Here is a 13522-nt window from a genome sequence, read left to right on the forward strand (position 1 = left end):
GGCCATTGCCGGGCGCCGCCGCCGTGGGCCCGCGGCCGGGCCGCTTGGCCGCTGGCATCCTCGCGCCTTCCCTGCCCTGGCTCCGTCCCCACCGGCCGCTACGCTTATACGCATGACTGAACCCGGGAATTGGCAAAACCAGCAGAATCAGCAGTTGCCGCTTCCACGGTCCGGCGCCCCGCTGCAGCAGGCGCACTCTGCGCAGGAACTGTTGTCCCAAGGTCCTCCCGGCGCGCAGCCGGCCCCGTCCCACGAGTACTGGGCGCACCCGGCACCGGCGCCCCGCCGCCGCCCCCTGGTGGTGACCAACGTCATCCTGCTCTGCGTGCTGCTGGCCGTAACCTTGGGCACGCTTGCCGTATTCGCCTTTGCCATCGGTGTCAGCGTCTTCCTTGTCTGCGGCGCCCTTGCCCTGGTGCCGCTGACCATTTGTGTCGTGACGCTGATGTGGATCGACAGGTGGGAGCCGGAACCCAAGACGGCGCTGCTCTTCGGCTTTTGCTGGGGTGCCGGCATGGCCGTGGTCACTGCACTGGTGGTGGGCAGTTGGGTGCAGCCGCTGCTGACGGCCTCCAATGCCTCCGCGGATCCGGACTTGATCGGAGCCGTCATCCAGGCGCCGCTGGTGGAGGAATTCTGCAAGGGCGCGGGCGTGCTGCTTTTGTTCTTCCTGCGCAGGCGCACCTTCGACGGACCCATCGACGGAGTGGTCTACGCGGGCATCATTGCCGCAGGCTTCGCCTTCACGGAGAACATCCTGTACTTCGGCCAGGCCTTCAATGAGGCCGGCGGCCACCCCAGCGGCCTGGTGGGCATCTTCGTCATGCGCGGACTCATGTCCCCGTTCGCCCACGTCATGTTCACCGGCATGCTGGGCGCCTGCGTGGGCTACGCAGCCCGCCATGGAGGCACCGCACTGGTTCTGGGCGCCTGGGTGGTGGGCCTGGTCCCGGCCATGCTGCTGCACGGGCTGCGGAACAGCCTGACGTTTATCCACGGCAACTTCCTTGTGCTGTACCTGGTCATGCAGGTGCCGGTCTTCATTCTGTGCTTCACCGGGATCGTGTTCCTGCGCCGGGCCGAGGCCCGGCTGACCAGGCAGCGCCTCTCCGACTACGTCCCGGCCGGCTGGTTCAGCCAGCCCGAGGTGCCGATGCTCGCCTCAGGCGGGGGCCGGCGCCGTGCGCTGGCGTGGTCCAAGACGTTTGGGGCGGGGAAGGTCATGAAGGAATTCATCCGCCTGGCCACGCGCCTGGCCTTCACCCGGCAGCGGATCCTGGTCGATGCCAGGGGCGCGCCAGGCAGCGCCGCGGCATCGCGCTTCGCCGCCGCGCAGGGGCAGGAGCTGACACTGTTGCACAAGGCCGCGGCCGCCCGCGGTGAGCTGCTGGGCCGCCACGGCGCAGCGGTCGCGGCCGCCCAGCATCCACCCTTAAACAACTGACCCGCAGCAGTGGTCGAAAAAACGCAATTCTGCGGGATTTTTCGACCACTGCTGCGGGTCGGCCGGAAGGTGACTCCGCGCGCCCGAAGGGCCACGACCGAGGCACGGGAGGGCGTGGCTGGGCCCACGCTGTCCAGGTTCCCGGCAAAATCGCGCCAGCGACTCTTTCGGGCCGGACAGTGGCTGAGCCCACGCTGTCCAGGTTCCCGGCAAAATCGCGCCAGCGACTCTTTCGGGCCGGACAGTGGCTGGGCCCACGCTGTCCAGGTTCCCGGCAAAATCGCGCCAGCGATTTTTCGGGCCGGACAGTGGGGACTACGCGAGCAGGGTCGGCTTGACCTGCTGCAGGCGGCCCAACAGCCCGTTGACGAACTGCGGGGACTCGTCGGTGGAGAGCATCTTGGCCAGTTCCACGGCTTCGCTGACGGCAACGGCGTCCGGGACGTCGTCGTTGTACAGCAGCTCCCATGTGCCCAGGCGCAGGATGATGCGGTCGACGGCGGGCATCCGTTCCAGCGTCCAGCCCTGGGAATAGGTCTGCAGGTGCTCGTCGATGCTTTCCTGCATTGCTGTCACTCCCTCGACCAGGTCAACGGTGTAGGGATTGATGATCTGGCCGGTCTTTTCACGCCTCGCGGCAATGGCCGAGAATGCCGTGACGTCACGCTGCTCGGCTTCAAACAAAATGTCCAAGGCCCGGCGGCGTGCCTTGCTGCGCGCTGAATTGGGTTTGCCCGAAGGGCTGGTCTGACTGCTTGCCACTACTCGCTGACACGTCCCTGGTAGCTGCCGTCGCGGGTGTCGACCTTGACGAGGGTGTTGTTTTCCACGAAGAGCGGGACCTGGATTTCGTAGCCGGTCTCCACGGTGGCGGGCTTGGTGCCGGCCGAGGAGCGGTCGCCCTGCAGGCCGGGCTCGGTGTAGGTGATGCGCAGCTGCACGGACGGGGGCAGCTCAATGTAGAGCGGGGACCCTTCGTGCAGGGCAATGGTGACGTTGAGGTTTTCCAGCATGAAGTTGGTCGCGTCGCCCACGGTCTTGCCGGAGACGGTCAGCTGGTCGTAGTTCTGGTTGTCCATGAACACGAAGTCTTCGCCGTCCTGGTACAGGTACTGGTAGTCGGAGCGGTCAACAGTGGCCGTTTCAATCTTCAGGCCCGCGTTAAAGGTCTTGTCAACAACTTTGCCGGAGAGGATGTTGCGCATCTTGGTGCGGACAAAGGCTCCGCCCTTGCCGGGCTTGACGTGCTGGAACTCAATGATGTTCCAAAGCTGCCCTTCAAGCTTAAGGACAGTTCCGTTCTTGATGTCGTTGGTTGTTGCCACAGTAGCCTCTTACGTATAAGTGTTATCAAAAATCCATTGATCATACTACCGCATCGGGTGGCAGCTGCCACCCGATGCCCGTCATTCGCGGTCGGCCAGGTCCAGTGCGCGCTGCAGGGAAACGGTGGAGGAGTAGATCGCCGATGCGTCCGCGCCGGAGGCGACGCGCTCTTCCAGGGCCGTGGAAAAGCACTTGGCGGCCGCCGCGTAGTTGCCGTTTGAAAAGTAGACCTTCCCCAGCTGGTGGCGGATCCACGCCTCCAGGGATGAATCCGCCACCGTGGGCAGCAGCGACTTAAGTACCCGTTCGGCCCGGTCAAAGTGCCGGGTGGCACGCAACACCTCGGCATCCAGGACCTGCAGCCGGATCGACTCCGGGTCCAGCAGGCGGGCATCGGCGGCCATCTCTGCGGCCTCGGCGGTCAGGCCGCGGGCCAACAGCACGAACACGTGGTCCGCGGCATCATTGGAGATTTCCAGCGCAGCGGCGCACTGGTCCTCGTCCACCACCTCGGGCAGCAGCGTTTCCGGGTTTACTGCCGTGCCGGGGAAGCCGGCGGACGGCCAATCCTTGAGTCCCATCTACGATGCAATCTCCTGGTAGGCGGCAAAGAGCAGGGACGGGTCCGGCACCTCGAGGATTCCAGGGCGGCCGATGCCGTCCAAGACCACAAAGCGCAGCAGGTCCCCGCGCGTTTTCTTGTCCCGGCGCATTCCGTCCAGCAGTGCCTGCCATCGGTCCCTGCGGTACGTCAGGGGCAGGCCCAGCTGGTCCAGGATGCGGCGGTGCCGGTCGGCGTCGTCGTCGCTGAGCCGTCCGACGCTGCGGGCCAGCTCCGCGGCAAACATCATGCCGACGGAGACGGCGGCGCCATGACGCCATGAGTAGCGTTCGGCGTGTTCGATGGCGTGGCCCAGCGTATGGCCGTAGTTGAGTGTCTCGCGGAGCCCGGTTTCAGTCAGGTCCTCCGAGACGACCCTGGCCTTGACGGTGATGGCCCGCTCAATGAGTTCGCGCAGGACATCGGAGCGCGGGTCCTTGACAGCTTCCGGGTTCGCCTCGATCAGTTCCAGGATGGCAGGGTCCGCAATAAAGCCGCACTTGACCACCTCGGCCATGCCGGAAAGCAGTTCATTGGGCGGCAGCGTGTCCAGCGTGTCCAGGTCCACCAGCACGCCGGCCGGGGGGTGGAAGGCGCCAACCAGGTTCTTGCCCTCGGCGGTGTTAATGCCCGTCTTGCCGCCAACGGAGGCGTCCACCATGCCCAAAAGTGAGGTCGGCAGGTGGACCACCTTTACACCGCGCAGCCATGTTGCGGCCACAAAGCCGGCAACGTCGGTGACGGCACCGCCGCCCACGGCCACGATGGCGTCGGACCGGGTGAAGTCGTTTTGTCCCAGCACCTGCCAGCAAAAGGAAGCCACCTGGATGTGCTTGCCTTCCTCGGCATCGGGTATCTCGGCAGTCAGGGACGTGAATCCGGCAGCGGCAAGGTCCTCCCGGACCGCCTCGCCGGTGGCCCGCAGTGCGCGGGGGTGGATCACCAGGACACGTTTCACCCGCTCCCCCAGCAGCTCCGGAAGGTTGGCCAGGAGGCCGCGGCCCACGACAACGTCATAGTTGTCGGTGGGCGCGGTTCCGGTGACCTTGATGACTGTGTTCAATTCATTCACGGTGCAGTGTTCTCTTTCCTTGATTCAGCGTCCAGCAGGGTGATCAGCTGGGCAACGAGCTCCGGCACGTTTGACTTGCCGACATCAATGGTGACGTCGGCCAGGCGGGAATAAACGGGTCCCCGTGCTTCCGTGAGCCGTGACCACGTGGCCACGGGGTCTGCGGACAGCAGCGGGCGGCCGGTGTTGCGCACGATCCGTTCCCTGACTGCGTCCACAGTGGCCCGCAGGTACACCACGGTGGCACGGGCCAGCAGTTGCTGCGTGCCGGTGTCCAGCACGGCCCCGCCGCCCAGGGACAGGACCACCACCTTGGACTTGGCAGAGTCCAGGACGTCGGCCACGGCGCGGGCCTCGAGCTGGCGGAAGTGGTGTTCGCCGCGGGCCGTGAAAATACGGGCAATGGCCCCGTTCTTGGCCACGATCCGCTGGTCGGTGTCGACGAAGTCCAGTCCCAGGGTGCGGGCCAGTTCGGCGCCGATCACCGATTTGCCCACGGCCATGGGCCCAATCATGGCGATGGGGCGGGCCGGGCGGTATTGCGGCGCCCCGGAACGCTCCGTCCCCGCTGCCATCAATGCCCCAGTGTGTCCAGATTGGCCGGGATGGCGGCCAGGAAGCTTAACATGTTCCGGCGGGTTTCAATCATGGAGTCCCCGCCGAACTTTTCCACCAGGGCTTCGGCGAGCACCAGTGCCGTCATTGCTTCGGCCACGACGCCGGCCGCCGGCACCGCGCACACATCGGAGCGCTGGTGGTGCGCCTTGGCGGGCCCGCCGGTCGCCACGTCAATGGTCTTCAGGGCACGGGGCACGGTGGCGATGGGCTTCATGGCCGCACGGACGCGAAGGACGTCGCCAATGCTCATCCCGCCTTCGATGCCGCCGGCACGGTTGGAGGTGCGGGTGACACGGCCGGAGGCGTCGCGCACAATTTCATCGTGCGCCACTGAGCCGCGGCGGGCTGCGGTGGCGAAGCCGTCGCCGACCTCGACGGCCTTGATGGCCTGGATCCCCATGAGGGCGCCGGCCAGGCGAGAGTCGAGGCGGCGGTCCCAGTGGACGTAGCTGCCCAATCCCGGCGGCAGTCCGTAGGCGAGGACCTCCACGACACCGCCGAGGGTCTCACCCTCCTTGTGGGCGGCGTCCACCTCGGCGACCATGGCGGCGGAGGTGGCGGCGTCAAAGCAGCGCAGCGGATCGGCGTCCAGGGCAGCAACATCGCTGAACACGGGCACGGCGGCATCTTCCGGGGAGGCAACGCCGGCGATCTGGACGGTGTGGCTGACCAGCTCAACGCCCACGGCGGCCAGGATTTGAGCGGCCACCACGCCCAGGGCAACGCGGGTGGCGGTTTCGCGGGCACTGGCCCGCTCGAGCACCGGGCGCGCCTCGCTGAAGCCATACTTCTGCATGCCGGTGAAGTCGGCATGGCCGGGCCGCGGGCGGGTCAGGGGCGCGTTGCGGGCCTGGTCGGCCAGCTCGGCGGGGTCCACGGGGTCCGCGGACATGATCTGCTCCCACTTGGGCCATTCCGAGTTGGCGATCTGGATCGCCACGGGGCCGCCCTGGGTCAGGCCGTGCCGCACCCCGCCCAGGATGGTGACCACGTCCTGTTCAAACTTCATCCGGGCACCGCGGCCGTAGCCGAGCCGGCGCCGGGCCAGGGCGTCCCGGATGAGGGCGCTGGTGAGCTCAACGCCCGCCGGGACGCCTTCAATAATTCCAACAAGGGCCGGGCCATGTGATTCCCCGGCGGTCAACCAACGCAACATACGATCCATCCTGCCATGTTATGTCCGGGCTATTTGTGCCGGGGGCGCCGGTTGAGCCCCAGTGCGTCGCACATCACATTGAGGATGGCCCCGGCGTGTTCGTCGGCCCGGTCCCGAAATCCCCCGGCCCCCGCAAACAGTTTCACTTGTTCCATGCCTTGATACAAAAGCATCTCAATTCCCGGAACGACGGTGCCGCCATGCTGCTCCCACGCGGCCGCCAGGGCGCTGGGCCAGGGGTCGTAGGCAGCGTCCAGGAAGCATGCCCCGAGCGTGTCCGGGACAGACGCGGCGAAGTCTCCGGCCAGGTCGTCGGCACCATGGGGTGGAAGCGTTGAAATCACGACGCCGTAGCCGGCCAGTGCTTGCGCCGCGCCATCGTAGGGCAACAGTGCCGCGGGCAGGCCGAGCCGGTGGGCCACCTCGAGCGTCGCGGTTGCCTTGGCGGGGCTGCGAACGTAAATGTCAACCTGCGGGGCGCCCAGCTCGGCCAGGGCCGCGACCGCGGAAACGGCCGTGCCTCCCCCGCCCAGGACAGCTGCACGCGGGCGTTCCGGCGCGCCGGCGTGGCGCAGCGCATTGACGAGCCCGGCGACGTCGGTGTTATCCCCCAAAAGGAAAGTGCCGGCGTCGTCCGTCCTGGTGACCACGATGGTGTTGACGGATCCCAGCGCCCTCGCCACCGGGGTGAGCTCGTCCACCAGGGCCGCCGCCCGGTTTTTCAGCGGCATGGTCACGGACAGCCCGTACCAGTTGCCGTCCGCGCGCACCCGGTCCAGGAACGGTGCCAGGGCCGCTGCCTCCAGGTCCACCGCGGCGTAGCTGTAGTCAAGGCCCAGCTCAGCGTAGGCGCGCCGGTGCATGGCCGGCGACTTGGAGTGCCCGATGGGGTGCCCCAGCACGGCGCCTTGGAGTGCTGCGGCCATCTATTTGCATTCCGACGCGTTGGCCTTGCACCAGGCTGTGTACTGGGCAACGTTTTTCAGGTGCTCGGCATAGGTGGTGGCATACAGGGTCTCGCCGGTCTTCAGGTTCACCGTGACCCAGAAGTAGTACGGGTTGCTTGCCGGGTGGGCGGCGGCCTCGATGGCGTCAGCCGCCGGGGAACCGATGGGGCCTACGGGAAGGCCCGGGTTGGCAAAGGTGTTGTACAGGTTTTTCTTGTCGGCCTTTTGGGCGTCCGTGATGTTATACGTCTTGATGCCCAGTCCGTAGGCGACGGTGGCGTCGGATTCCAGCCGTCCGCCGGTCTCGCCGTTGGGGTTGTTGATCCGGTTTTCTATGGCACCGGAGATGTTGGCATAGTTTGCCTCGTTGCCTTCAAACTCGATAATGCTGGCAATGGTGAGCACACGGAATTGTTCTGCCGGATCGGTGACGCCTGCCTTGGCGAGGTTGGCCTTGGTGGCGTCCACCATTTCGGTCAGGATGGCCTTGGCGTCATGGTCGATCGCGAAGCGGTACTCCCCGGGCGACAGGTAGCCCTCAAGGTTCTTGGCCTTGGCCGGCAGGCCGAAGGCCTTGGGGTCGCTGGCCAGCTTTTCAAAGTCACCCTTGGCAATGCCGGTGCTCTTGGCCAGGATGTCCAGGGTTTCGCCCAGGCGCAGGTTCTGCGCCACGGCGGCATAGTGGACCTTTGCGGCGTCGTTGGAAAGCAGCACCGTCACGGCGTCGGAGGCCTTCATCTGCTTGCGCATCTCAAAGGAACCGGGCTGCAGGGAGCCGGTCCCGTTGGCAGCGGAGAGGGCATCCAGGAATGCCTGCTCGCTGGCCACGACATCCTCGGTGCGAAGTTCCGTGGCCACGGAGCGGGCGGAGGAGCCTTCCGGCACCACCACCTGCACGCTTCCGGCTCCCGGGCCGGGGTAGTCCTCGGCCTTGAATCCGCCCAGCATGGGCTTGACCGTCTGAACCACAAAGAAGACAACGACGGCGAACAGGGCCAGCACAATGAAGAAGACCACCGTGCGGCGGCGCCTGCGGACACGTTTTGACACGCGGGTGCTGCGGCGCGATGGCAGCGTGGCCTCGTCGAAGAAGACGGGAGCCTGTTCGTGCTCCGGGGTCCGGTGTGCACCGTCCACTCCGGTCTCGTGGCCGGCGTCGAACCGGGGATCCTGCCAGGAGCCGTCCACGGGCAGGTCGTGCTCCTCGGACCAGTGCGGCTCCGGGCTGCCCGCCAGGTGGGAAGGATGGTTGCTGGCGCCCGGGCGCCCGCTCATCGTGCCGGTCCCTGGTGTGGGGGCAGTCCCGGCGGCACAGGAATTGAATTGGAGATGGCCGAACCTTCTTCTTTTTCGGACGGACCGGCATCCCCCACGGTGCCCGGCAGTGGTGCGCGCACAAGTTCGCCAACCATGGCACTGCGCGCTTTTTGCATGTCTAGGGCCTGCTGCAGGATCGCAACGGCCGCTACTTGATCCACCATTTTACGATGATCGCGGCTGTCGATGCCAGCCGCACGCAGCGCCTGGTGCGCGCTGACCGTGGTGAGGCGCTCGTCAATGAGCCGTACCGGCACGGCCAGGCCGGCCTGCGCCAGCGCGGCTGCCAGCAGGTCCGCATAGCCGCGGGCCATCTGCGCCGACGCCGTTTCGGCGCCCTTGAGCGTGCGGGGCAGCCCCACATAGATCTCCACGGCGTTGCGTTCGGACGCTTCCCGGACCACAACCCGGATGTCCGAGTTCTTCTTCACGTCCCGCGACAGGGTCTTGACCGGGGTGGCCAGGATGCCGTCGGGGTCGCAGGAAGCCAGGCCGACGCGGACCATGCCCACGTCAATGCCGAGCTTCACTCCGTGCAGGTGGCTTTGCTGCCCCACGCGTACCCTAGCGCCCCCTGACGGCGTTCGTGACCGCAACCAGCGCGGCCGGGATGGCGGCCACGTCGGTGCCGCCGCCCTGTGCAACGTCCGCCTTGCCTCCGCCGCCGCCGCCGAGGACGCCCGCGGCCACTTTTACCAGCGCACCCGCCTTCACTCCGGCGTCGCGCGCGGCCTCGTTGGTGGCTATCAGGATCACGGGACGGCCGTTGTTGGTGCCGGCCACGGCCACGGTGGCCGCGGCCGATCCCAGGAGCTGGCGCAGGTCCAAGGCCAGCGCGCGGAGGTCGTCCGCGCCGGAGACCTCGCCGGCGTCGTGGGCGATGACCTTCACACCGGCAACATCCACGGCCGTGCCGGCCAGGCCGGCCGCGGCGGCACCGAGCTGTTCCCTGCGCAGGCGCTCCAACTCCTTCTCGGCAGTCTTCAGCTTGGCCAGGGTCGCGGCCACGCGCTCCTGCAGGAGGTTCGAAGGCACCTTGAGCATGTCCGTTAGGGACGCGACCAGGGCACGCTCGGCAGCCAGGTGGCGGAACGCGTCCATGCCCACAAAGGCCTCCACCCTGCGGTTGCCGGAGCCCACAGACGCCTCGCCCAGCAGGGTCAGGGAGCCGATCCGGGACGTGCTGTCCACGTGGGTGCCCCCGCACAGCTCCCGGGACCAGGCGCCGTCGATCTCCACGACGCGCACCTCGGAGCCGTAGCTTTCGCCGAACAGCGCCGTGGCGCCAAGGTCCTTGGCGGCGTCCAGGTTCATGACCCTTGTGTCGACGCGGAAGTTGTTGCGGATGGCGATGTTGGACACTTCCTCGATCTCGGACCGCGTCGCCGGGCTCAGGCCTTCACCCCAGGAAAAGTCAAAGCGCAGGTAGCCGGCCTTGTTGAATGAGCCGCGCTGCAGCGCCTCCGGGCCGAGAATCTGGTGCAGGGCGGCGTGCACGATGTGCGTACCGGTGTGCGCCTGTTCGGCGGCATGGCGGCGTTCACGGTCGACGGCGGCGCGCACCAGTGCGTCGGCCGGCAGTTCGCCTTCGCGGACAACCGCCTGGTGCACGCTCAGGCCCTTGATGGGCCTTTGCACGTCAAGGACCTCGACGACGAAGCCGTCACCGGTGATCAGGCCCGTATCGGCGGCCTGGCCGCCGGCCTCGGCGTAGAAGGGGGTTTCGTCGAGCACAATCGAGACTTCATCGCCCGTCGAGGCGTGGCTGACGGCGGCACCGTGGGACAGGATGGAGCGAACCCGCCCCTGTCCTTCGAGCTCGGTGTAGCCGGTGAACACCGTCTCGCCCTGGGTCAGCAGTTCGTGGAACACGCTCAGGTCCGCGTGGCCGCTCTTTTTGGCCTTGGCGTCCTTTTGGGCCCGCTGGCGCTGCTCAAGCATCAGCGAACGGAAGCCGGCCTCGTCCACGGCCAGCCCCGCCTCGGCCGCCATTTCCAGGGTCAGGTCGATCGGGAACCCGAAGGTGTCATGCAGGGCGAAGGCCTCGGCGCCGGACAGGGAAGTGTTGGCGGCCTTGGATTCCTTGACGGCCTCCTCCAGGCGGGCGGTGCCGCTGGCGATGGTGCGCAGGAAGGACCGTTCCTCGGCGTAGGCGATGCGGGCGATGCGGGCGAAATCGCGCTCAACCAGCGGGTAGGCACCCTTCATGGCGTCACGGGAGACGGGCAACAGCTCCGGCAGGACCGCCTCTTCCACCCCCAGCAGGCGCATGGAGCGCACGGCCCGGCGGATCAGCCGGCGCAGCACGTAACCGCGGCCCTCGTTGGAGGGGGCAACGCCGTCGGATATCAACATCAGTGCGGAGCGGATGTGGTCCGCCACCACGCGCAGGCGGACGTCGTCGATGTGGTGCGGGTCGGCCGGGTCCTCGGTGGAGGTGTAGCTCTTGCCGGACAGCTCCGCGGCCTTGTCCAGGACGGGGCGGACCTGGTCGGTCTCGTACATGTTCTCAACGCCCTGCAGGATCATCGCAAGGCGTTCAAGTCCCAGACCCGTGTCAATGTTCTTGTTGGGCAGCTCGCCCACCACGTCAAAGTCGGTCTTGGAGGTGACATTGTCAATCTGGTACTGCATGAACACGAGGTTCCAGATTTCAATGTAGCGGGTTTCGTCGGCGATGGGGCCGCCCTCAATGCCGTATTCGGGGCCGCGGTCGTAGAAGATTTCCGAGCAGGGGCCGGCCGGGCCGGGCTGGCCGGTGGACCAGTAGTTGTCCTCCTTGCCGATCTTCTGGATGCGGTCGGGGGCCACGCCCACCTTGTCGCGCCAGATGGACAGTGCTTCCTCGTCCTCGGTGTAGACCGTGACCCACAGCTTGTCCACGGGCAGGCCAAAGCCGCCGTCGGCCACGGGGCTGGTCAGCAGTTCCCAGGCGTACGGGATGGCTGTTTCCTTGAAGTAGTCGCCAAAGGAGAAGTTGCCGCACATCTGGAAGAAGGTGCCATGGCGGACCGTCTTGCCGACCTCCTCGATGTCGCCGGTGCGGATGCACTTTTGCACGCTGGTGGCGCGCTTGTACGGCGGGACCTCGCGGGCGGTCAGGTAGGGGATGAAGGGCACCATGCCGGCCACCGTGAACAACAGTGACGGGTCCGACGAGATCAGCGAAGCCGACGGCACCGGGGTGTGGCCCCTGCTGGCGAAGAACTCGATCCAGCGATCGGCAATTTCGTGGGATTTCATTAGCCTGGTGGCTCCTTCAACAGTTCGTGCAACGGTTCGTGAAAAATCGGCGGTTATAACAGGGGCCCACGCGGGTGTTCATGCCGGACGTGCCGTGCCTGGGCGCGGCCCTTGGCAGGGCCGCGCTGTTGTGCGGCTGCCGGCTGGCGTACGGCCGCTGGCCGGTACCCTAGTGGCGTGGGCCCGAGGGGCGTTCGGGGTCCAGGCCCAGGGCGGCACGGAGGTCTGTTTCGCGCTCCCCCATGCTGTCGCGCAGGGCGTCGGCGAAGTCGTGGACGGCGTCGGAGGCCCGGCCCACGGCCCGGTTGAGGCCTTCGGGGCCGATGGCGCCCTTGGCGGCGGCCAGCTTGCGGGCCGCAACAACACCAATGGTGATGCCCACGCCCAGCCAAAAGATCTTCTTCATGCTTAATTTCCCTCCAGCAACGTCAATATGGGGCCGGCCTGTCCGCCCGGCGCGGTGCGTCCTAGCGGCTTCGCCGGGCCCGTACCGGTTTCTTGCGGCCGGCGAACGCCTGGCGTACGCCGTAGGAGAAGGCTGCGACCTTGATCAGCGGCTGTCCCAGCGTGGCGGCAAAGAGCGAGGACAGCGCGGAGATGTTGGCGGTGGCGTCGGAGATGTTGTTGGAAATCCCGTCCACCTTGCCCAGCTGCGTGTTGGTGGTTGCCACCGTGCTGGTGACCTCATCGATGAGCGGCGTGGTGCCGTCGCCGATCTGCCTGATGGTGACCCTGATTTCATCAAAAACCTTGCCGAGCTTGAAAATCGGCACGGCCAGCAAGGCAACCAGTATGGCAAATACGCCCGCCGCAATCAGTCCCGCAATGTCTCCACCACTCATGGAGGGCCGCCTCATTTCCGTTTAGCCGAATGTCTCTTTGAATACCTTAGCCAAAAGCAGCCCGCGGCGCGTGCCGCGGACTGCTTTGAAGGTGTCGAACCGGATCACTCCGGCCCTGCTTTCCGCCGAAAATCTAGCGTGAGTAGAATTCCACGACCAGCTGCTCTTCACAGGTGACGGGAACCTCGACGCGCTTGGGCTTGCGAACCAGGCGGGCCTGCAGGCTCTCCAGCTTCACCTCCAGGTAGGCCGGGACGTTGGGCAGCACGTCGCGGTGGGCACCGGCTGCAGCAAGCTGCAGCGGAACCATGGTCTGGCTGCGCGGGTGCACGTGGATCAGCTGACCCTCGGCAACGCGGAACGACGGGCGGTCCACGCGGGCGCCGTCAACCATGATGTGGCGGTGCACAACCAGCTGGCGTGCCTGGGCCGTGGTGCGGGCAAAGCCGGCACGCAGAACCAGGGCGTCCAAACGGGTTTCCAGGATCTCAACCAGGTTTTCACCGGTCATGCCCTTGGTGTGCTTGGCTTCCTCGAAGGCACGGGTCATCTGTGCTTCGCGGATGCCGTACTGGGCGCGCAGACGCTGCTTTTCGCGCAGGCGAACCGCATAGTCGCTGTCCTGCTTCTTGCGGGCGCGGCCATGCTCACCGGGACCGTACGGGCGGCGCTCGAGGTACTTGGCCGCTTTCGGGGTCAGGGCAATGCCGAGGGACCGCGAAAGGCGGGCCTGCCGGCGGGCACGTGTGTTGTTAGCCACTTGTGTCCTTCCAATATTTGCAATACATGTATGTCCTGGCCTCCATTGTGGAGAGTTGGGGCTATTGCGGCCCGTCGCTGCAGCACCCGGGCATAACCATCCGCACCTGTTTTCGTGCGGCAGTGATGCCATCAAAAATGCAGGGGGTTGGACATGGAGCCGGGGCTTGCCAGTGCGCCATCAACTCTACCACCTG

General features: G+C 66.5%; 14 protein-coding genes. 1 reads left to right on the top strand and 13 read right to left on the bottom strand.

What is annotated here, in order from left to right; all coding sequences use genetic code 11:
• The first annotated feature begins 112 nt into the window (after nt 1-112).
• The gene (locus tag CVV68_RS09985; RefSeq protein ID WP_110500861.1) at nt 113-1444 is read left to right on the top strand and encodes a PrsW family intramembrane metalloprotease; all 1332 of its coding nucleotides are present in this window, start codon (nt 113-115) and stop codon (nt 1442-1444) included.
• Nucleotides 1445-1759: 315 nt separating this feature from the next.
• On the opposite strand, the gene nusB is transcribed toward CVV68_RS09985, so the two are convergent.
• From nusB to rpsD, 13 genes are all read right to left on the bottom strand, one after another.
• Complete coding sequence (nusB, locus tag CVV68_RS09990) at nt 1760-2206, bottom strand: transcription antitermination factor NusB (protein ID WP_110500862.1); 447 nt, start codon at nt 2204-2206, stop codon at nt 1760-1762.
• Nucleotides 2206-2769: an elongation factor P gene (gene efp, locus CVV68_RS09995; RefSeq protein ID WP_110500863.1), complete on the bottom strand. Its 564-nt coding sequence runs from the start codon at nt 2767-2769 to the stop codon at nt 2206-2208. The genes nusB and efp overlap by 1 nt, the downstream gene beginning before the upstream one ends.
• An 81-nt stretch (nt 2770-2850) precedes the next feature.
• The gene (locus CVV68_RS10000) at nt 2851-3351 is read right to left on the bottom strand and encodes a tetratricopeptide repeat protein (RefSeq protein ID WP_110500864.1); all 501 of its coding nucleotides are present in this window, start codon (nt 3349-3351) and stop codon (nt 2851-2853) included.
• On the bottom strand, nt 3352-4443 hold the full coding sequence (gene aroB / locus CVV68_RS10005; RefSeq protein WP_110500865.1) for a 3-dehydroquinate synthase: 1092 nt from the start codon (nt 4441-4443) through the stop codon (nt 3352-3354). It abuts the gene before it with no gap.
• Nucleotides 4440-5018 (bottom strand): shikimate kinase, encoded by a 579-nt coding sequence (locus CVV68_RS10010; protein WP_110500866.1) that lies wholly within the window; start codon nt 5016-5018, stop codon nt 4440-4442. Before CVV68_RS10010 ends, aroB begins: the two co-directional genes overlap by 4 nt.
• A complete protein-coding gene (gene aroC / locus CVV68_RS10015; RefSeq protein ID WP_110500867.1) occupies nt 5018-6217 on the bottom strand; it encodes a chorismate synthase in 1200 nt (399 codons plus the stop codon). Before aroC ends, CVV68_RS10010 begins: the two co-directional genes overlap by 1 nt.
• Before the next feature lie 29 nt (nt 6218-6246).
• Nucleotides 6247-7143, bottom strand: a complete 897-nt coding sequence (locus CVV68_RS10020) for a shikimate dehydrogenase (protein WP_110500868.1) — start codon at nt 7141-7143, stop codon at nt 6247-6249.
• Nucleotides 7144-8439: an endolytic transglycosylase MltG gene (gene mltG, locus CVV68_RS10025; protein ID WP_110500869.1), complete on the bottom strand. Its 1296-nt coding sequence runs from the start codon at nt 8437-8439 to the stop codon at nt 7144-7146.
• Nucleotides 8436-8987 (bottom strand): Holliday junction resolvase RuvX, encoded by a 552-nt coding sequence (ruvX, locus tag CVV68_RS10030; protein WP_110500960.1) that lies wholly within the window; start codon nt 8985-8987, stop codon nt 8436-8438. The genes mltG and ruvX overlap by 4 nt, the downstream gene beginning before the upstream one ends.
• Nucleotides 8988-9045: 58 nt before the next feature.
• A complete protein-coding gene (gene alaS / locus CVV68_RS10035; RefSeq protein WP_110500870.1) occupies nt 9046-11724 on the bottom strand; it encodes an alanine--tRNA ligase in 2679 nt (892 codons plus the stop codon).
• A gap of 169 nt (nt 11725-11893) precedes the next feature.
• Nucleotides 11894-12130 carry a hypothetical protein gene (locus tag CVV68_RS10040; RefSeq protein ID WP_110500871.1) on the bottom strand — a complete coding sequence of 79 codons (237 nt, stop codon included), beginning with the start codon at nt 12128-12130 and terminating at the stop codon, nt 11894-11896.
• A 61-nt stretch (nt 12131-12191) separates the two neighbouring features.
• Complete coding sequence (locus tag CVV68_RS10045) at nt 12192-12566, bottom strand: DUF948 domain-containing protein (protein WP_110500872.1); 375 nt, start codon at nt 12564-12566, stop codon at nt 12192-12194.
• Nucleotides 12567-12699: 133 nt separating this feature from the next.
• Complete coding sequence (gene rpsD / locus CVV68_RS10050; RefSeq protein ID WP_110500873.1) at nt 12700-13326, bottom strand: 30S ribosomal protein S4; 627 nt, start codon at nt 13324-13326, stop codon at nt 12700-12702.
• Nucleotides 13327-13522 lie beyond the last annotated feature (196 nt).

Origin of the sequence: Arthrobacter livingstonensis, from assembly GCF_003219815.1 — a bacterium.
Taxonomy (GTDB): Bacteria; Actinomycetota; Actinomycetes; order Actinomycetales; family Micrococcaceae; genus Specibacter; species Specibacter livingstonensis.

Coding starts and splice junctions, on each gene's coding strand:
- CVV68_RS09985 (WP_110500861.1), top strand. CDS start 113: ATGACTGAACCCGGGAATTGGCAAAACCAGCAGAATCAGCAGTTGCCG.
- CVV68_RS10000 (WP_110500864.1), bottom strand. CDS start 3,351: ATGGGACTCAAGGATTGGCCGTCCGCCGGCTTCCCCGGCACGGCAGTA.
- CVV68_RS10010 (WP_110500866.1), bottom strand. CDS start 5,018: ATGGCAGCGGGGACGGAGCGTTCCGGGGCGCCGCAATACCGCCCGGCC.
- aroC (WP_110500867.1), bottom strand. CDS start 6,217: ATGTTGCGTTGGTTGACCGCCGGGGAATCACATGGCCCGGCCCTTGTT.
- CVV68_RS10020 (WP_110500868.1), bottom strand. CDS start 7,143: ATGGCCGCAGCACTCCAAGGCGCCGTGCTGGGGCACCCCATCGGGCAC.
- mltG (WP_110500869.1), bottom strand. CDS start 8,439: ATGAGCGGGCGCCCGGGCGCCAGCAACCATCCTTCCCACCTGGCGGGC.
- ruvX (WP_110500960.1), bottom strand. CDS start 8,987: ATGGTCCGCGTCGGCCTGGCTTCCTGCGACCCCGACGGCATCCTGGCC.
- alaS (WP_110500870.1), bottom strand. CDS start 11,724: ATGAAATCCCACGAAATTGCCGATCGCTGGATCGAGTTCTTCGCCAGC.
- CVV68_RS10040 (WP_110500871.1), bottom strand. CDS start 12,130: ATGAAGAAGATCTTTTGGCTGGGCGTGGGCATCACCATTGGTGTTGTT.
- CVV68_RS10045 (WP_110500872.1), bottom strand. CDS start 12,566: ATGAGTGGTGGAGACATTGCGGGACTGATTGCGGCGGGCGTATTTGCC.